The 18,509-nt window shown below is 72.4% G+C and carries 16 protein-coding genes; 9 read left to right on the plus strand and 7 right to left on the minus strand.

Features of this window, described 5'->3' with window-relative positions:
- Window positions 1-45 precede the first annotated feature (45 nt).
- A complete protein-coding gene (locus IE109_RS15610) occupies window positions 46-240 on the minus strand; it encodes a hypothetical protein (protein ID WP_189551473.1) in 195 nt (64 codons plus the stop codon).
- Window positions 241-650: 410 nt separating this feature from the next.
- On the opposite strand from IE109_RS15610, the gene IE109_RS15615 reads away from it, so the two are divergent.
- Window positions 651-1,754: an acyltransferase family protein gene (locus tag IE109_RS15615; RefSeq protein WP_189551474.1), complete on the plus strand. Its 1,104-nt coding sequence runs from the start codon at window positions 651-653 to the stop codon at window positions 1,752-1,754.
- Here IE109_RS15615 and IE109_RS15620 read toward each other — a convergent pair.
- Both IE109_RS15620 and IE109_RS15625 read right to left on the minus strand, forming a co-directional pair.
- Window positions 1,751-2,212: an HD domain-containing protein gene (locus tag IE109_RS15620; RefSeq protein WP_189551475.1), complete on the minus strand. Its 462-nt coding sequence runs from the start codon at window positions 2,210-2,212 to the stop codon at window positions 1,751-1,753. The two genes, IE109_RS15615 and IE109_RS15620, sit on opposite strands and share 4 nt — an antisense overlap.
- A 10-nt stretch (window positions 2,213-2,222) precedes the next feature.
- Complete coding sequence (locus IE109_RS15625; protein ID WP_189551476.1) at window positions 2,223-3,368, minus strand: PP2C family protein-serine/threonine phosphatase; 1,146 nt, start codon at window positions 3,366-3,368, stop codon at window positions 2,223-2,225.
- 107 nt (window positions 3,369-3,475) lie between these two features.
- Here IE109_RS15625 and IE109_RS15630 point away from each other — a divergent pair, with 107 nt between their 5' ends.
- Window positions 3,476-4,705, plus strand: coding sequence for a GNAT family N-acetyltransferase (locus IE109_RS15630; protein ID WP_189551477.1), 1,230 nt, complete (start codon window positions 3,476-3,478; stop codon window positions 4,703-4,705).
- Here the strand turns inward: IE109_RS15630 and IE109_RS15635 are convergent.
- Window positions 4,693-5,502 (minus strand): Fpg/Nei family DNA glycosylase, encoded by an 810-nt coding sequence (locus IE109_RS15635; RefSeq protein WP_189551478.1) that lies wholly within the window; start codon window positions 5,500-5,502, stop codon window positions 4,693-4,695. The genes IE109_RS15630 and IE109_RS15635 overlap by 13 nt on opposite strands.
- Window positions 5,502-5,996, minus strand: a complete 495-nt coding sequence (locus IE109_RS15640) for a ribose-5-phosphate isomerase (protein WP_189551479.1) — start codon at window positions 5,994-5,996, stop codon at window positions 5,502-5,504. The genes IE109_RS15635 and IE109_RS15640 overlap by 1 nt, the downstream gene beginning before the upstream one ends.
- Window positions 5,997-6,145: 149 nt before the next feature.
- Here IE109_RS15640 and IE109_RS15645 point away from each other — a divergent pair, with 149 nt between their 5' ends.
- Window positions 6,146-7,579: an amino acid permease gene (locus tag IE109_RS15645; RefSeq protein ID WP_189551480.1), complete on the plus strand. Its 1,434-nt coding sequence runs from the start codon at window positions 6,146-6,148 to the stop codon at window positions 7,577-7,579.
- Between the two features lie 272 nt (window positions 7,580-7,851).
- Here IE109_RS15645 and IE109_RS15650 read toward each other — a convergent pair whose 3' ends face one another.
- A complete protein-coding gene (locus tag IE109_RS15650) occupies window positions 7,852-8,436 on the minus strand; it encodes a biotin transporter BioY (RefSeq protein ID WP_189551481.1) in 585 nt (194 codons plus the stop codon).
- A 252-nt stretch (window positions 8,437-8,688) separates the two neighbouring features.
- On the opposite strand from IE109_RS15650, the gene IE109_RS15655 reads away from it, so the two are divergent.
- The 4 genes from IE109_RS15655 (at window position 8,689) to IE109_RS15670 (ending at window position 13,587) form a co-directional block, all read left to right on the plus strand.
- On the plus strand, window positions 8,689-10,074 hold the full coding sequence (locus IE109_RS15655) for an amino acid permease (protein WP_189551482.1): 1,386 nt from the start codon (window positions 8,689-8,691) through the stop codon (window positions 10,072-10,074).
- Between the two features lie 162 nt (window positions 10,075-10,236).
- The gene (locus tag IE109_RS15660; RefSeq protein ID WP_189551624.1) at window positions 10,237-11,649 is read left to right on the plus strand and encodes an amino acid permease; all 1,413 of its coding nucleotides are present in this window, start codon (window positions 10,237-10,239) and stop codon (window positions 11,647-11,649) included.
- A gap of 146 nt (window positions 11,650-11,795) precedes the next feature.
- Entirely contained in the window at window positions 11,796-12,866 is a 1,071-nt protein-coding gene (locus IE109_RS15665) for a glycerophosphodiester phosphodiesterase family protein (RefSeq protein ID WP_189551483.1), read from the plus strand.
- A 76-nt stretch (window positions 12,867-12,942) separates the two neighbouring features.
- Window positions 12,943-13,587: a superoxide dismutase gene (locus IE109_RS15670; protein ID WP_189551484.1), complete on the plus strand. Its 645-nt coding sequence runs from the start codon at window positions 12,943-12,945 to the stop codon at window positions 13,585-13,587.
- Between the two features lie 175 nt (window positions 13,588-13,762).
- Here IE109_RS15670 and IE109_RS15675 read toward each other — a convergent pair whose 3' ends face one another.
- Window positions 13,763-14,404 carry a mycothiol-dependent nitroreductase Rv2466c family protein gene (locus IE109_RS15675; protein ID WP_189551485.1) on the minus strand — a complete coding sequence of 214 codons (642 nt, stop codon included), beginning with the start codon at window positions 14,402-14,404 and terminating at the stop codon, window positions 13,763-13,765.
- Window positions 14,405-14,552: 148 nt separating this feature from the next.
- Between IE109_RS15675 and pepN the strand changes: the two genes are divergently transcribed.
- Both pepN and IE109_RS15685 read left to right on the plus strand, forming a co-directional pair.
- On the plus strand, window positions 14,553-17,102 hold the full coding sequence (gene pepN, locus IE109_RS15680) for an aminopeptidase N (protein ID WP_189551486.1): 2,550 nt from the start codon (window positions 14,553-14,555) through the stop codon (window positions 17,100-17,102).
- A 310-nt stretch (window positions 17,103-17,412) separates the two neighbouring features.
- Window positions 17,413-18,402: a putative endonuclease domain-containing protein gene (locus IE109_RS15685; protein WP_189551487.1), complete on the plus strand. Its 990-nt coding sequence runs from the start codon at window positions 17,413-17,415 to the stop codon at window positions 18,400-18,402.
- The last annotated feature ends 107 nt before the right edge of the window (window positions 18,403-18,509 follow it).

The following is an 18,509-nucleotide window of genomic DNA, read 5'->3' on the forward strand; positions in this document are numbered from 1 at the left end:
GGAACGACCGGCCGGCCGGGGAGACTCGGCGACGGAGCCCGGCCCTCAGAAATTGATCTGGTTGATCGTGGCCGCGATCGAGTCGAGGAACCGCTGTATGGACGGCGCCATGCCGGACGAGGCGAGGAAGAAGCCGAAGAGCACGGCGACTATCGCGGGCCCCGCTTTGAGGGAGCCGCTGCGGATCAGCACCACGAGGATGACCGCCAACAGCACCACCACGGACAGTGAAATGGCCACAACTGATCACACACCCTCGGTCGGTCCGCCTTGCCGGCCCCGGGGTGCGCGGCCCCGCGCCCCCCGTTCGGTCCATCGTGCCATCAACATCTCCCCGTGTGGGGCCCGCTGACACATCGTTCGCACGAGTTCACGGACGGGCTCCGGGCGCCCCGGCGGGCGGCCGTAATGCGGACCGGCGAATTCGGCGGACCCGCTTCTCGCCCGTTGCCCGGCACTCACATATTGGTCACAGGAAATTCGCAGCGTGTCCGGCGAGTAATTCTCCGCCGAAGATGGCGTATTGATACGCCCCATTTAAGGGGGATTAACCGGGGCATAAGGTGCGAGGGCAGGTGGGGCCGGAGAGGAATGGACAGGGGTTTCGGCGGGTTTTACGAATGGGTGGCGGCGTGGCTAGGGTGCCTCAGATGTTCCAGGCGCCGCATGGAAATCAGCAGACCCTGCTCCCCCCGCTCAGGGAGCCCGAGACCACCCCGAGCGTCCGCCGGGGCGGGGCGGAAGGACCCGGCCGGGACCCGTTCTTCGACAACGCCAAGTACCTGGCGATCGTGCTCGTGGCCATGGCGCACGCGTGGGAGCCCGTCATGGACGGCAGCCGGGCCACCCGGGCGCTCTACATGTTCGTCTACGCCTTCCACATGCCGGCGTTCATCCTGATCTCCGGATACTTCTCGCGTGGCTTCACCGGCCGGCCCGACCAGCTGAAGCGCCTGGTCACCGGGCTCGTCGTGCCGTACGTCGTGTTCGAGGTGGCGTACTCGCTCTACCGGCGCTGGGCCGGTCACACGCCCGACCAGGCCATCAGCCTGACCGACCCGATCTACCTCACCTGGTTCCTGATCGCGCTGTTCGTCTGGCGGCTGTCCACACCCCTGTGGCGCGGTCTGCGCCACCCGCTCCCCGTCGCCCTGGCCGTCGCGGCGCTCGGCTCGCTCACCCCCGGCATCGGCCAGGACCTGGACCTCCAGCGGGTGCTGCAGTTCCTGCCGTTCTTCGTGCTGGGCCTGTCGCTGAGGCCCGGGCACTTCGCGCTCCTCCGGCGCCGCGCGGTCCGGGTGGCGGCCGTGCCGGTGGCGCTGGGCGCCCTGACGCTCACCTACTGGATCGCGCCGGACGTCCGGATGGGCTGGTTCTACCGCAGGACCAGCGCCGAGGAGCTGGACGCGCCCTGGTGGGCGGGGCCGGTCATGACCTTCGCGCTGTTCGGCTGCGCCCTGGTGCTCACCGCGGCGTTCCTCGCCTGGGTGCCGCGCCGGCGGACCTGGTTCACCGTCCTCGGGGCGGGCACCATCACCGGTTACCTGCTGCACGGGTTCCTGGTGAAGGCCATGGACTACTGGGCGCTCGTGCCCGGGTACGGACTCGGCACACGGCTCGGCAGGGTGGCCGTCACGGCGGTGGCCGCCGCCGCGGTGACCGCCCTGTGCGCGCCGCCGGTGCGGCGGGCACTGCGGTGGGTGACCGAGCCGCGGATGGAGTGGGCCTTCCGGCGGGACGCGACCGCGCCCTAGCCGCCGCCGGGCCGGCCGCCGAGCCCCAGCAGGGCGCGGGTGCGCGCGTACTTGGCCGCGAGCCGGGCCCGGGTCGCCTCGTCCAGGACCGCGAGGCGGTCCGGGTCGGCGTTGTGCGCGAGGTCTGCCTCCTTGACGAGGAGGGCGCCCGGCACGGCCAGCACGCGGGCGGTGTACGCCTCAAGGTCCTCGCCCGGCCGCTTGGTGAGCGCCAGCACCATGTCCTTGACGGCCTGCGGCAGGGCGGCGTCCCGCAGCCAGGTCTCCGACAGCCTGTCGTCCTCCACCGCGTCGTGCAGCCACGCCGCGGCCACCTGCTCGTCGCCGCCGCCCCGGGCCCGTACGCCCTCGGCGACCGCCCGGAGGTGCTCGGCGTAGGGGCGGCCCGCCTTGTCGGTCTGGCCCGCGTGGGCCTGCCGGGCGATCGCCTCGACCTCGGCCGGTGTCAGGTACGGCATGGCGGCGCTCCTACGCTTCGCGGGTGATGAGCAGCAGCGCGCGGTCGTCGTTGACGTCCTTGGCGCACGCCTCGATCAGGTGCCAGGCCGCGCCCTCGAAGCCGGACGCCACATAGCGGTCGGCCTCGCCGGTGAGCCGGTCGATGCCCTCGGCGATGTCCCGGTCCGCGGCCTCCACCAGGCCGTCGGTGAACAGCATCAGGACGTCCCCGGGCCGCAGCGACCCCTTGACCGGGTGGAAGTCGGCACCGTCGTACACGCCCAGCAGCGGGCCCTCGCCGGACTTCTCCTCCCACCGGCCGCTGCCGGCGTGCAGCTGGAGCGCCGGGAGGTGACCCGCCGACAGCAGCTCGTAGTCGCCCGAGTCGAGGTCCAGCACCAGGTGGATCGAGGTGGCGAAGCCCTCGTCCCAGTCCTGGCGCAGGAGGTAGCCGTTGGCGGCCGGCAGGAAGCCGTGCGGGGGCAGCGAGCCGAGCAGTCCGCCGAAGGCGCCGGACAGCAGCAGAGCCCGGGAGCCGGCGTCCATGCCCTTGCCCGACACGTCGGTCAGCACGACCTCCAGGGTGCGGCCGCCGTGCGTCCGGGCCGCGACGACGAAGTCGCCCGAGAAGGACTGGCCGCCCGCCGGCCGCAGCGCCATCTCGTGGTGCCAGCCCTTGGGCAGCCGGGGCAGGGCGCTCTGCACCCGGATGCGTTCGCGCAGGTCGAACAGCATCGTCCCGCCCCGCCGCCAGGGCACGCCGACCCTGGCGCGGAACTGGGCGATCAGCAGGCCGAACAGCCCGCACGCGGCGACCACCAGGACGGTGCCGGGGGTGACGCGGGCGGCACCCTCCGGGTAGGGGCCGAGGACGGCGGACTCGACGATCAGGGCGCCGGCCGCCGCCGCGTACAGGGCGAGCAGGCTCGCCGGGCGCAGCAGCAGGCCGCCGGCCACGATGGGCAGCACGAGCGCGGCCGGGTCCGCCCACACGGGGGTGGTGACGGTCAGGAGGGTGATCGCCGGGACGGTGAGGAGCAGTCCGGCCAGGGCGATCCAGTCGGAGCCGTCACCGCGGAAGTAGTCGACGCCGGATTTGCGCAGGACGACCTTGACCCGGCGGACGGACCTCCGCAGCCGGGCCGGGTACGCGTCCAGTCGTGCGCCTCGGGCCATTGGGCTGGACCCTATCCATCCGGCCGGGTCCCGTGCAGGGGGACCCCTGTGACATTGCGTTCGAAATTGGGTCGCCCTGGTGGCGTGGGCCCTGGTACCCATGGCATATGACGACAGACTTACGAGTGCTGCGCGCGGCCGAATGGGACCACTGGTACGGGCAGTTGGAGGTGGCGTTCGGCGGGGTTCCGGAGGCCCCCCAGGAGCGCGAGCTGTGGGAGGCGCTCACCGAGCGCGAGCGCTCGATCGGCGTCTGGGACGGGGACGTGTGCGTCGGTACGGCCGGGGCGTTCTCGTTCCGGCTGTCGGTGCCCGGCGGCGCGCTGGTGCCCGTGGCGGGCGTGACGATGGTCGGTGTGGTGCCGACGCACCGGCGGCGGGGCATCCTCACGTCGATGATGCGGCGCCAGCTCGACGACGTGTTCGCGCGGGGTGAGCCGCTGGCCGTGCTGACGGCGTCGGAGCCGGGCATCTACGGGCGGTTCGGGTACGGGATCGCCACCCGGCAACTGCGCGCGCGGATCGACACGGACCGGGTGCGGCTGTCCGTGCCGGACGGGACGGACGACGTGGCGCTGCGGCTCGTGGCGCCGCAGGACGCGAGCGCCGCGTGCGAGGCCGTGTACGAGCGGCTGGTTCCGCTGCGGCCCGGGATGCTCGCCCGCCGCCCCGGCTGGGAGCGGCTGCCGGTGCTGGACCCGCCGGGCGGCCGGGACGGCGGCTCGCCGCTGACCTGCGTCCTGGCGGAGCGGGACGGCGAGGTGGCCGGGTTCGCGCTCTACAGCGTCAAGCCGGACTGGGAGCCCGCGGGGCCGCAGGGGACGGTGCGGCTGCGGCACCTGGGGGCGCTGGACCCGGTGACGTACGCGGCGCTGTGGCGGTTCCTGTGCGGGATCGACCTGACGTCGACGCTCCAGGTGGGCAACCGCCCGGTGGACGACCCGTGGCAGCACCTGGTGTCCGACCTGCGGCGCTGCAACCTTCGGGAGCAGGACGGTCTGCACGCGCGGCTGGTGGACCTGCCCGCCGCGCTGGAGGCGCGCACCTACCAGGTGCCGGTGGACGTGGTCCTGGAGGTGGACGACGCCTTCTGCCCCTGGAACACGGGGCGGTGGCGGCTGTCGGGCGACACCAAGGGGGCGGCCTGTTCGCGCACGGACGACGCCGCGGACCTGGCGCTGTCGGTGCGGGAGCTGGGCGCGGCGTACCTGGGCGGGGTGTCGCTCGCGTCGCTGGCGGGCGCCGGTCTGGTGCGCGAGCTGCGGCGGGGCGCGCTGGCGGAGGCGTCACCGGCCTTCGGCTCGGCGGTCGCGCCCTGGCTGCCTCACGGCTTCTGACAGGCGGGACACCAGAAGAGGTTGCGGGCGGCGAGGGCGGCGGTGCGGATCTCGCCGCCGCACACGTGGCAGGGCAGGTTCGCGCGCCGGTAGACGTACACCTCGCCGCCGTGGTCGTCGACGCGTGGCGGGCGGCCCATGGCGTCGGGGGTGTGCTCGGGGCGGACGGTGTCGATGCGGTTGGCGCGCACGCCCTCGCGCATCAGCGTCACGAGGTCGGCCCAGATCGCGTCCCACTCGTCGCGGGTGAGGTCCCTGCCGGCCCGGTAGGGGTCGATGCCGTGCCGGAAGAGGACCTCGGCGCGGTAGACGTTGCCGACCCCCGCGATGACCTTCTGGTCCATCAGGAGGGCGGCGACGGTGGTGCGGCTGCGGGAGATCCGCCGCCACGCCTTGCCGGGGTCGTCGCCGTCGCGCAGCGGGTCGGGCCCGAGGCGGTCGTGTATCGCGGCCTTCTCGGGGTCGGTGATCAGCGCGCAGGTGGTGGGGCCGCGGAGGTCCATGTACGCGTCGGGGGCGGCGATGCGCAGGCGGACCGTGTCGGTGGGCGGCGGGGCGGGCGCGCCGCCGAAGGTGACCTTGCCGAACAGGCCGAGGTGGATGTGGACCCACTCGTCGCCACCGAAGCCCAGGAAGAGGTGCTTGCCGTGGGCCTCGGTGGTCTCCAGCACCGTGCCGTCGAGCAGGGCGGCGGCGTCGGCGAACTTGCCCTGCGGGCTGGTCACCCGCACGGACCGGCCGCCGAACCGTTCGCGGTGGTCGGCGGCCAGTCGGTGGATCGTGTGCCCTTCGGGCATCAGGCGGTCGGCTCCTGCGGGTGGTGGGCCGGGATCGCGGGGAGCTCGCCGGTGGTCTCGTACGCCGAGAGCATCTCGATACGGCGGGTGTGACGTTCCTCACCCGAGTACGGGGTGTTGAGGAAGGTCTCCACGAACTTCGTGGACTCCTCCACGGAGTGCATGCGACCGCCGATCGCGACGACGTTGGCGTTGTTGTGCTCGCGGCCGAGGGCCGCGGTCTGCTCGCTCCAGGCGAGGGCGGCCCGTACGCCCTTGACCTTGTTCGCGGCGATCTGCTCGCCGTTGCCGGAGCCGCCGATGACGATGCCCAGGCTGTCGGGGTCCGCGGCGGTCCTCTCGGCCGCGCGGAGGCAGAACGGCGGGTAGTCGTCCTGGGCGTCGTAGATGTGGGGTCCGCAGTCGACGGGCTCGTGGCCATGGGCCGTCAGCCACTCGACGAGGTGGTTCTTGAGTTCGAAGCCGGCATGGTCGGAGCCGAGGTACACGCGCATGGGTCCGAGTGTGGCACGCGCGCGGTGCGGGGCGGGCCGGTGGGGCCCTCGTATCACGATCCGGAATCGGCTCTTTCGGCCTCTCCCGTTCTCGTGTTTGCATGCACGGGCTCGTGACCCGAGTGCACCCCAGACGTAAGGAATCGTCCATGACGACGCAGCAGAGCCTGCAAAGGGAAGGCGGAGCGGCCGGCGAACCCGGTACTCCGCAGCCCTCCGACGGTCTCAAGGCGGGGCTGAAGAACCGCCACCTGTCCATGATCGCCATTGGCGGAGTGATCGGCGCGGGCCTGTTCGTCGGGTCCTCCGGCGGCATCGCCAAGGCCGGCCCCGCCATCCTCGTGTCGTACCTGCTCGTCGGCGCGATGGTCGTGTTCGTGATGCGGATGCTCGGCGAGATGGCGGCCGCGAGCCCCAACTCGGGTTCGTTCTCCGCGTACGCCGACCGGGCCCTCGGCCGCTGGGCGGGCTTCTCCATCGGCTGGCTGTACTGGTTCTTCTGGGTCGTCGTGCTGGCGGTCGAGGCGACCGCGGGCGCGGTGATCCTGGAGGGCTGGATACCGGCCGTACCGCAGTGGGCCTGGGCGCTCATCGTGATGGTGGTGCTGACCGCCACCAACCTCGCCTCGGTCTCGTCCTACGGCGAGTTCGAGTTCTGGTTCGCCGGCATCAAGGTCGTGGCCATCGGCGCCTTCGTCGTCATCGGCCTGCTGGCCGTGTTCGGCTTCCTGCCGGGCTCCGACAACCCGGGTGCGGGCCTCGCCCACCTCACGGACGCCGGCGGCTTCATGCCGAACGGCGCGGGCGCCATCCTCACCGGCGTCCTGATGGTCGTCTTCTCCTTCATGGGCAGCGAGATCGTCACGCTGGCCGCCGGTGAGTCCGAGGACCCGCGGCGCGCCGTCACCAAGGCCACCAACAGCGTGATCTGGCGCATCGCCGTCTTCTACCTGGGCTCGATCTTCGTCGTCCTGACCCTGCTGCCCTGGAACGACGAGTCGATCGTCAAGAAGGGCTCGTACGTCGCCGCCCTGGACTCCATCGGCATCCCGCACGCCGGCCAGATCATGAACGTGATCGTGCTGACGGCCGTGCTGTCCTGCCTGAACTCGGGCCTGTACACCGCTTCCCGCATGGCGTTCTCGCTGGGCGAGCGCGGTGACGCGCCGAGGGTGTTCGCCAAGGCCAACGCCAAGGGCGTGCCGACCGCGGCGATCCTGGCCTCGGTCGCCTTCGGGTTCGCCGCCGTCTACTTCAACTACGCGTTCAAGGACACGGTCTTCGACTTCCTGCTGAGCTCCTCCGGCGCGGTCGCCCTGTTCGTCTGGCTGGTCATCTGCTTCACGCAGCTGCGGATGCGCGGCATCCTGCTGCGCGAGGTGCCCGAGAAGCTCACGGTGAAGATGTGGCTCTTCCCCTACCTGACCTGGGCCACCGCCGCGATGATCACCTTCGTGCTGGCGTACATGGTCTACGACAAGGACAACCGTGAGGTCGTGCTGCTGTCGACGCTGGTCGCGGCGGTCGTGGTGGCCGTCGGCGTGGTGCTCGACCGTACGCGCAAGGCGCGGCTGCGCGCCTGAGGGCCCCGGTCGTGATGCCCGACGGCCCCTGATACCCGACGGCTCTTGATGCCCGACAGCTCCTGTCGGGCACCGGCGAGAGGCTCCCCGCGCACACCGTGTGCACGGGGAGCCTTTTCCATGACCTGGTACCGCCGGGTACGACGCCGCTCTCGCCCAACGGCCCGGACCCGCCCCGTCCGCGCGCCGGGCGCGGCCCCGGAACGCGGAAGAGGCCCGCCCGGGTCGGGGAGCGTAAGACCCGGCGGACCTCTTCTCGCGGAACCTCGGGGTCAGCCCTTGCGGCCGATGGCCTTCCACGCGGTGGGCAGGACGCCCATCGCCAGCGCGGCCTTGAGGGCGTCGCCGATCAGGAAGGGCGTCAGACCCGCGGCCACCGCCTGCGGCAGCGTCATGCCGGTCGCCAGGGCCAGGTACGGGACGCCTACCGCGTAGATGATCAGCGAGCCGAGCGCCATGGTGCCGGCCATGCGCGGCACGGAACGGTCGGCGCCGCGCCGGGCGAGCGCGCCGACGACGGTGGCGGCGAGCAGCATGCCGAGGATGTAGCCGAAGGACGGCATGGCGTACCCGGAGGTGGCCTGGGCGAACCACGGCATGCCCGCCACGCCCGCCACCGCGTACAGGGCGAGGGACAGGAAGCCGCGGCGGGCGCCGAGCGCCGTGCCGACGAGCAGGGCGGCGAAGGTCTGGCCGGAGACCGGGACCGGCGAGCCGGGGACCGGCACGGCGATCTGGGCGGCGATGCCCGTGAGCACGGCGCCACCGGCGACGAGCGCGATGTCGCGGGCGCGGGTGGCCGGGAGCAGGTCGGCGAGGACCACTCCGTGGCGGACGGGGGCGGCGGCAGTGCTCATCGGGACTCCGGCGGGGGCTCAGGGGCGTACGGAACAGGCTGACGGTAGCCCACGGGTGAACGCCCGATCACCGTCCGCCGACCACAAAGCGGCTGCGGCGGGGTTGGTGGGGTTCGCACAAAGAGGCGGGATACACCCCGATCGGCGTGATGCTCGTCACTGGGGAGGCCGAGCGAACGGTCCCTTTTGCACCCGGGGCGCCTGAGTGGAGAGACTGTGGGGTCCTTCCAATGACCTGAGAGTACGAGTGCCATGCCCGATGTCCCCGCCCCGCCGCTCGCGCCGGCGCCCGAGCCCCTGTCGCACGGGCTGAAGCAGCGGCACCTGACGATGCTCGGCCTGGGCGGGGTGATCGGCGCCGGGCTGTTCGTCGGCTCGGGCGCGGGGATCGCGGTCGCCGGACCGGGGATCGTGCTGTCGTACCTGATCGCGGGTGCGCTCGCGATGCTGATCATGCGGATGCTCGGGGAGATGTCGGCGGCGATGCCGGCGTCGGGCGCCTTCTCGGTGCACGCGGAGCGGGCGCTCGGCCGGTGGGCCGGCTTCTCGGTCGGCTGGCTGTACTGGTTCCTGCTGGTGGTCGTGCTGGCGGTGGAGGCCACCGGCGCGGCCCGGATCGCGAACGGCTGGGTGCCCGGCGTCCCGCAGTGGGCCTGGGTGCTGGTCTTCATGGTGCTGTTCACCGTCGCCAACCTGGCGGCGGTGAGGAACTTCGGCGAGTTCGAGTTCTGGTTCGCCGCGCTGAAGGTCGGCGCGATCGTGCTGTTCCTGCTGCTGGGCGTGGCGGCCGTCGCCGGATGGCTGCCGGACACGGACCCGGTGGGGCTCGCGAACCTGACCGGCCGGGGCGGCTTCCTGCCCAACGGCTGGGACGGGGTCGTCTCCGGGGTGCTCGCGGTGGTGTTCGCGTTCGGCGGGCTGGAGGTGGTGACCATCGCCGCCGCCGAGTCGGAGGACCCGGCCCGCAATGTGGCGCGTGCGGTGCGCAGCGCGGTGTGGCGCATCCTCTTCTTCTACGTCGGTTCGATGCTGGTCATCGTGACGCTGCTGCCGTGGACGTCGATGGAGCCGGGGCGCAGCCCGTACGTGGCGGTGCTGGACGCGATCGGGGTGCCGGGAGCCGGCCAGATCATGAACGTCGTGGTGTTCGTGGCGCTGCTGTCGGCGCTCAACGCGAACCTGTACGGCTCGTCCCGGATGATCTTCTCGCTCGCGGAGCGCGGCGAGGCGCCCGGCGGGCTGCTGGCGGTGTCGGAGGGCGGGGTGCCGCGCAGGGCGGTGCTGGCGTCGGTGGCGTTCGGCTTCGCCTCCGTCCTGCTCAACCTGAAGTGGCCGGATTCGGTCTTCCTCTACCTGCTGAACGCGGTGGGGGCGGTGCTGCTGTTCGTCTGGAGCCTGATCGCCGTGTCGCAGCTGCGGCTGCGGCGGCGCATCGAGCGCGAGGCACCCGAGCGGCTGACGCTGCGGATGTGGGGCTTCCCGTATCTGACCTGGGCGGCGCTGGCGGCGATGGCGGCGGTGCTGGTGCTGATGCTGCTGGACGACGGATCGCGGCCGCAGGTGCTGTGGTCGGCGGCGGCCACCGGGGCCGTGCTGGCGGTGGCGTGGGCCCGGGAGGCCCGTAAGCAGACTACGTGAAGGTTGTGTGCCCGATCCTTCACTTTGTGTGAGCACGGTGTCCGTATAGCGGGCGGCTGTTCCCTGTGAACGGTGCGCCCGCCCAGACTGTGGGCCGCGCCCTGACCTCTCGGGCGCGACCCCTTACCGCACCCGGTCTCAGCTACTGAACAGGGCATGCCCATGTCTCGGACCTCCGCGCCCGCCGACTCGACCCCGGTCGAGCCGGCGCCGGCCGACGCGCCGCTCACGCACGGCCTCAAACAGCGCCACCTGTCGATGATCGCCCTCGGCGGTGTCATCGGCGCGGGCCTGTTCGTCGGCTCCGGTACCGCCATCGCCGCCGCCGGGCCCTCGATCGTCCTCGCGTACGCGCTCTCCGGCGCGCTCGTGATGCTGGTGATGCGCATGCTGGGCGAGATGTCGGCGGCCAACCCGGCGTCCGGCTCCTTCTCCGTGCACGCCGAGCGCGCCATCGGGCCCTGGGCGGGCTTCACCGCCGGCTGGTCGTTCTGGTTCCTGCTGTGCGTGGCCGTGGGCCTGGAGGGCATCGGCGCGGCGAAGATCATGACGGGCTGGTTCCCGGGGACCCCCGAGTGGGCCTGGGTGGCCCTGTTCATGGTGGTCTTCTGCGCCACCAACCTCGCGGCCGTGAAGAACTTCGGCGAGTTCGAGTTCTGGTTCGCCGCGCTCAAGGTCGGCGCGATCGTGATCTTCCTCGGCATCGGCGCGCTGGCGATCGCGGGCCTCCTGCCCGGCACGGACGCCCCCGGCACGGCGAACCTCACCGGGCACGGCGGCTTCATGCCCAGCGGCTCCGAGGGCCTGATCGTCGGCCTGCTCGCATCCGTGTTCGCGTACGGCGGTCTGGAGACGGTCACCATCGCGGCGGCCGAGTCCGAGCAGCCGGTGCAGGGCGTCGCCAAGGCCGTCCGTACGGCGATGTGGCGCATCGGCGTCTTCTACATCGGCTCGATGGCCGTGGTGGTCACGCTGCTGCCGTGGACCGACAAGGCCGTCGCCCAGAAGGGCCCGTACGTCGCCACACTGGAGCACCTGGACATCCCGTACGCCGGCCAGATCATGAACATCGTGGTGCTGGTCGCCCTGCTCTCCGCGATGAACGCCAACATCTACGGCGCCTCCCGCATGGCCAACTCGCTGGTGGCCCGGGGGCAGGGCCCCAAGGCCCTCGGCAGGATCTCCGGCGGCGTGCCGCGTATCGCGGTCCTGATGTCGTCGGTCATCGGCTTCGTGTGCGTGCTGCTCAGCTACTGGCGCCCCAACGACGTCTTCCTCTGGCTCCTCAACATGATCGGCGCGATCATCCTGGTCGTCTGGATCTTCATCGCGGTCTCACAGCTGGTGCTGCGCCGCCGGCTGGAGCGCGAGACGCCGGAGAAGCTGGTCGTGCGGATGTGGGCGTACCCGTACCTGACGTACGCGGCGCTGGCGGGCATGGCGGCGGTCTTCGTGCTGATGGCTCGCGAGGAGGGCACGCGCGACCAGCTGTACGCGACGGGCGCGCTGACGCTGGCGCTCGCGGTGGCCGGCTACGTCCTTCAGGTGACCCGCAAGGAGTCCCCGAAGGTCTGACACGGTGGCGGTGCGAGGAGCCCCGGCGCGGCGCGCGCCGGGGCTCCTCCTTTCGCGCGGTCCGGTGCGGTACGTCAGGTGAAACCCGGCCGCACGGGGGGTGAACCGGCCCGGCGACGGCCCCCGGCGGGCCTAGCGTCCGGGCCATGAGACGTCGCTCGGTACTGCTCGCGGCCGGCGCCACCGCCGCCGCTTCCGTGTCCACCTCCCCCGCCCGCGCCTCGGCCGCCCCGGTTCCGCTGGTCATCGGCCACCGGGGCGCGGCCGGCTGGCGCCCGGAACACACCGCCGCCTCCTACCGCCACGCCGTCGAGACCGGCGCCGACTGGATCGAGCCGGACCTGGTCGCGACCCGCGACCACCACCTGGTGGTCCGCCACGAGAACGAGATCTCCGCGACCACGGACGTCGCCCGGCGGCCCGCGTTCGCCGGGCGCCGCACCACGAAGACCGTCGACGGGCGGACCGTCACCGGCTGGTTCACCGAGGACTTCACGCTCGCGGAGCTGAAGACCCTCCGGGCGGTCGAGCGGCTGCCCCTGGTACGGAACCGGAACACCGTCCTCGACGGCCACCAGCAGGTGCTGACGTTCCAGGAGGTCGTCGACCTGGCGCGGCGGCTGTCCCGGCGCCACGGGCGGACGGTCACGGTGTTCCCGGAGACCAAGCACCCCACGTACTTCCGCTCCCTGGGCCTGCCCCTGGAGCCGGTCCTCGCCGCCGCCGTGCGCCGCAACCGGCTGGGGCCGCGCGAGTGCGTGATCCAGTCCTTCGAGCCGTCGAGCCTGCTGCGGCTCGCAGCGGAGGGGCTGCGCGTGCCGCTCTGGCAGGCTCTCGGCACCACCGGCGGCCCGTACGGGCACCCGCGGACGTACCAGGAGATGACGACTCCGGCCGGGCTGCGGGCGATCGCCGCGTACGCGCGGTGGATCGGGCCCGACAAGGCGTCCCTGGTGCCGCCCTCGACGCTGGTGGCGGACGCCCACGAGGCGGGGCTCAAGGTCGGCGCCTACACCTTCCGGGCCGAGAACCGGTACCTGCCCGCCGAGCTGCGGCGCGGCACCGACCCGGACGCCTTCGGGGACGCCCTGGCCGAGTACGCCCGGCACTTCGCGCTCGGGGTGGACGCCGTGGTGACCGACTTCCCCGACCTCGCGGTGTTCGCCCGGGACGCGCGGCCGGGGACGCGGGACGCGCGGCCGGAGACACGTGGGTGATCAACCACCCACCCTTACTGCTGTTAGCCTGCACTTGCATAGTATTCGCAATAAGCAGCAGTCGGAGGGCTCGGACATGGCGATCTACACACTCCCTGAACTTCCGTACGACTACGCGGAGCTCGAGCCGGTCATCGACCCGCAGATCATCGAGCTGCACCACGACAAGCACCACGCCGCCTACGTCAAGGGCGCGAACGACACCCTGGAGCAGCTGGAGGAGGCCCGCGACAAGGAGCAGTGGGGCTCGATCAACGGCCTGGAGAAGAACCTGGCGTTCCACCTCTCCGGCCACATCCTGCACTCCATCTACTGGCACAACATGGCGGGCCGGCGGAACGGCGGCGGTGGCGAGCCGCTGGCGGCGGACGGCGTGGGCGAGCTCGCCGACGCGATCACCGAATCCTTCGGCTCCTTCGCCAGGTTCCGCACCCAGCTGTCCAAGGCCGCCGCGACGACCCAGGGATCGGGCTGGGGCGTCCTGGCGTACGAGCCGGTCAGCGGCCGCCTGATCGTCGAACAGGTCTACGACCACCAGGGCAACGTCGGCCAGGGCTCGGTGCCGATCCTGGTCTTCGACGCCTGGGAGCACGCCTTCTACCTGCAGTACAAGAACCAGAAGGTGGACTTCATCGAGGCGATGTGGGAGGTCGTCAACTGGCAGGACGTGGCGAAGCGTTACGCGCAGGCCAAGGAGCGCACCCCGCTGATCGCGCCCTGACGCCCGGCCTCTCCCCCCGAACGCCCTGCTCGTGATCGTCTTCTCAACCTTCACCGGGCGGGCGAATGGCGGAAGGCCCCCTGCGAGGACGTGACTCGCCGGGGGCCTTCCGTACGCGCGTGGGCCTTGTCGTACGCGCGTGGGCCTTCTCGTACGCGCGTGGGGCCGGGCGGGGCTAGAGGTTGCTGAAGTCGGGGCCCTGGGTGCGGGTCCGCTTGATCTCGTAGAAGCCGGGGATCGACGCCACCATCAGCGTGCCGTCCCACAGCCGCGCCGCCTCCTCCCCCTTGGGGGCGGGGGTGACGACGGGGCCGAAGAAGGCGATCTGCTCACCGTCCGCGCCGGGCACCGCGATGACCGGGGTGCCCACCTCCTGGCCCACCTTGCTGATGCCCTCGTGGTGCGAGGCGCGCAGCTCCGCGTCGTAGGTGTCCTTGTCGGCGTACTCGGCGAGGGACACCGGCAGGCCGGCGTCCTCCAGCGCCTCGCGGATCGCCGTGGGGGTCGGGCCCTCGCCCTTGTTGTGGAAACGGGTGCCGAGCGCGGTGTAGAGCGGGCCGACCACCTCGTCGCCGTGCAGCTGCTGGGCGGCGGCTACGACCCGGACCGGACCCCACGCCTGGGTCTCCAGCATCTCGCGGTACTCCGGCGGGACCTGGTCCAGCTTGTCCTCGTTGAGGACGGCGAGGCTCATCACGTGCCAGCGCACGTCGACCGGGCGGACCTTCTCGACCTCCAGCATCCAGCGTGAGGTCATCCACGCCCAGGGACACAGCGGGTCGAACCAGAAGTCGGCGGTGGTCCTGCTCTCGGACATGTCACTCCTCGTGGTCTGCGCTCGTGAGAGGCCGTGTTCGTCCCCGGCACAACGCGGGCGGGCGCCTGGGCATTCCCCTGCGCTGCGGGGCGTCAGCTCCGCATGGCAGGATCGCTCCTGTCCAACGAGCCACGAAGGAGTGCCGCCCGTGCCCGGTGAGAATCTGTCCCGCGACGAGGCCCGCGCGCGGGCCGAGCTGCTGTCCGTCGACGGGTACGAGGTCGCGCTCGACCTGCGGTCCGCCGTCGGGGGGAGCGAGTCCGGGCGGCGGACGTTCCGTTCGGTGACGACGATCCGGTTCCGCCGCGTCGCGCCGGGCACGGCCACGTTCGTGGACCTGATCGCCCCGTCGGTGAACGCGGTGACGCTCAACGGGCGGGAACTGGACCCGGCGGCCGTCTTCGACGGCTCCCGGATCTCCCTGGACGGCCTCGCCGACGAGAACGTGCTGGTGGTGGACGCGCAGTGCGCGTACAGCCGGACCGGTGAGGGTCTGCACCGGTTCGTCGACCCGGAGGACGGCGAGGTCTACCTCTACACGCAGTACGAACCGGCCGACGCGCGCCGGGTGTTCGCCAACTTCGAGCAGCCCGACCTGAAGGCGCCGTTCCGGTTCGAGGTGACGGCGCCCGAGGGCTGGTCGGTGTGGAGCAACGGGGTGGAGGAGTCGCGGGACGGCGAGGTCCGCCGGTTCGCCGAGACGGCACCGATCTCGACGTACATCACCTGTGTCGTGGCCGGTCCGTACCACCGCGTGACGGACACCTACCGGCGCGGGGACCTGGAGATCCCGCTGGGCGCGATGTGCCGCAGGAGCCTGGCGAAGCACTTCGACGCGGAGGACGTCTTCCTGGTCACCAAGCAGGGCTTCGACTTCTTCCACGACAACTTCGACTACCCGTACCCCTTCGGGAAGTACGACCAGGCGTTCGTGCCCGAGTACAACCTGGGCGCCATGGAGAACCCGGGCATGGTGACCTTCCGCGAGGAGTACATCTACCGGGGCAAGGTGACCCAGGCGGCGTACGAGCGCCGGGCGAACGTCATCCTGCACGAGATGGCCCACATGTGGTTCGGCGACCTGGTCACCATGACCTGGTGGGACGACCTGTGGCTGAAGGAGTCCTTCGCGGACTTCATGGGCTCCTTCTCGCTGGCCGAGGCCACCCGGTTCACCAACAGCTGGGTGACCTTCGCCAACAGCCGCAAGGCGTGGGCCTACCGCGCGGACCAGCTGCCGTCGACGCACCCGGTCACGGCCGACATCCGTGACCTGGAGGACGCCAAGCTGAACTTCGACGGCATCACCTACGCCAAGGGCGCCGCGGTGCTCAAGCAGCTGGTGGCGTACGCGGGCCGGGACGCGTTCATGGAGGGCGCCCGCCGCTACTTCAAGCGGCACGCGTACGGCAACACGCGCCTGGAGGACCTGCTGTCGGTGCTGGAGGAGACGTCCGGCCGCGACATGCGGGCCTGGTCCCGTTCCTGGCTCCAGACGTCGGGCGTCAACATCCTGACGCCGGTCGTCACCCATGACGCGGACGGGCGGATCTCCGAGCTCGCCGTGCTCCAGGAGGGCGACGAGCTGCGGCCCCACCGGGCGGCGGTGGGCCTGTACCGGCTGACGCCGGGAGGGGAGCTGGTGCGGTACGCCCGCGCGGAGGCGGACATCACCGGCGAGCGGACCGTGGTGGCCGAGCTGGCGGGGGCGGAGCGGGCGGACCTCGTGCTCGTCAACGACGACGACCTCACATACGGCAAGGTCCGCTTCGACGACGACTCGCTGGCCACCCTCCGGGCGCACCTGGGCGACCTGACGGACCCGCTCGCCCGGGCGCTGTGCTGGTCGGCGCTGTGGAACCTGACGCGGGACGCGGTGCTGCCGGCGCGGGACTTCGTGGCCCTGGTGCTGGCGTTCGCGGGGCGCGAGTCGGACATCGGCGTGCTCCAGATGCTGCACGCCTGGGCGCGGTCCGCGCTGGTGAACTACGCGGCGCCGCGGTGGCGCGAGGAGGGCGGCCGGCTGCTGGCCGGGGGCGCCCTGCGGGAGCTGCGGGCTGCGGAGCCGGGCAGCGAGCACCAGCTGACGTGGGCGCGCTTCTTCGCGGCGGTGGCCGCCTCGGAGGAGGACTTCCAGCTCCTGGAGGGGCTGCTGGACGGCGCGGCGAAGATCGACGGGCTGGACGTCGACCAGGAGCTGCGCTGGTCGTTCCTGGAGCCGCTGGCCGCGCACGGCCGGGCGGACGAGGCGGTGATCGCGGCGGAGCTGGCGCGGGACGACACGGCGTCGGGCAAGCGGCACCAGGTGCGCGCGCTGGCGTCCCGCCCGTCCGAGGCGGTCAAGGCGCAGGCGTGGGCGCAGGTGGTCGAGTCGGACGCCCTGTCGAACGCGCTGGTGGAGGCGACGATCGCGGGCTTCGTCCAGCCGTCGCAGCGGGCGCTGACCGCTCCGTACGCGCCGAAGTACTTCGCGGCGATCGAGCGCGTGTGGGCGGAGCGGTCCATCCAGATCGGCATGGACGTGGTGCGGGGCCTGTTCCCGTCGCTCCAGGACGACCCGGCCACGCTGGAGGCCACCGACGCGTGGCTCGCGGCCCACGAGTCGGCCGCCCCGGCGCTGCGGCGGCTGGTCCTGGAGGCCCGCGACGACCTGGCCCGCGCCCTGCGCGCCCAGGCCCGCGACGCGTCGGCGGGCTGACACCCGGCACGGCCGGCGCCCCGGTGCGCCGCGCCGCCCCCGTGTGCCGGGCTCCTGTGGGCCGGCGCCCGGGGGCTCGGGCGGCACGAGGGCGGGTGCGGGCGTGCGGGGCGCGGGCGTGCGGGGGCCCGGACGCATGTTCCCTGGGCGTACGCACGTCCGCACGGGTGGTCGCCGCGCAGGTCGGAGGCGTGATCGGGGCCCCTGATCGGCACTCGAACGCCCGTACTTTAGGACGGGGTCGTCCCGTTTTGTCGACGGACGTGTAACAGCGGTTAGCGCCAGGGCAGTTGGTGGGAACCCCCCGGGCATGACCAACACCCCGCTCTCCCCCCGCCCCCTGTCGCACCTGGCCGCCGAGCGCCGCCGCGTGATGTCCGCCGCGCAGTTGCGGGCGCACGGCGTGTCCGCCGCCGAGGCCGCCGCGCACTGCCGGCCCGGCGGGGCCTGGCAGCAGGCACTGCCGGGCGTGTACCTGCTGCACCCCGGCCCGCCCACCAGCGAGGAGCGGCTGCACGCCGCCCTGCTGTACGCGGACCGGCAGCCGCAGCCGTCCGACGCGATGGTCACCGGGCTCGCCGCCCTCGCGCTGTACCGGTTCTCGGCCGCGCCGCCGCTGCCGTCGCTGGACCGCATCGACGTCCTGGTCCCGCGCACCCGGCGGCTGCGGTCCACCGGGTACGTGCGGATCGTGCGGGCGGCGCAGGAGATGCCGAGGGCGGTGGAGGTCACCGGCCTGCCGGTCGCCCCGGTGGCCCGCGCGCTGGCGGACGCCGTCGCGCGGATCGACGACGCCCCCACCGTACGGCGGCTGCTGACGGAGGCCGTGCGGGACGGGCACTGCGAACCGACCGCGGTGGTGCGCGAGCTGAACCGGCTGCGGCTGCTGACCCGGCCGCACGTCGTGGACGCCGTCGACGCGCTGCTCGCCGAGGGGCGGGCGCTGGCCGAGGACCGGCTGTACCGGATGGTGCGCGCCCACGGCCTGCCCGAACCCTTGTGGAACGTCGACCTCCGATTGCCGGGCGGACCGCACCTGGGCGGGGTGGACGCGTACTGGCCCGACCAGGCGGTCGCCGTGGAGCTCGACACCCGTTCGCCGCGCCACGACGACGACGCGACGTGGTCGGAGTACACCCGCAAGCGCGAGCACCTGGAGCGGCTCGGCATCACGGTCGTCCACCTCACGCCCCGCAAGCTCCGGGACTGTCTGGAGCAGCAGGCGGTCGTGGTGCGTACGGCCCTGATGGCGGCAGGGGACCGGGCGCCGGCCGCCTACGTGGTGGTGCTGCCGCGGTAGCCGGCCGCGGCCCCCGCGCCCGGCCTCCGCGCCCGGCCTCCGCCCCCGCGTCCGGCCTCCGCGCCCGCCGCGAGCCCCGCCCCTCGTCCGCCGCGAGCCCCGGCCCG

Origin of the sequence: Streptomyces lavendofoliae, from assembly GCF_014649735.1 — a bacterium.
GTDB lineage: Bacteria > Actinomycetota > Actinomycetes > Streptomycetales > Streptomycetaceae > Streptomyces > Streptomyces lavendofoliae.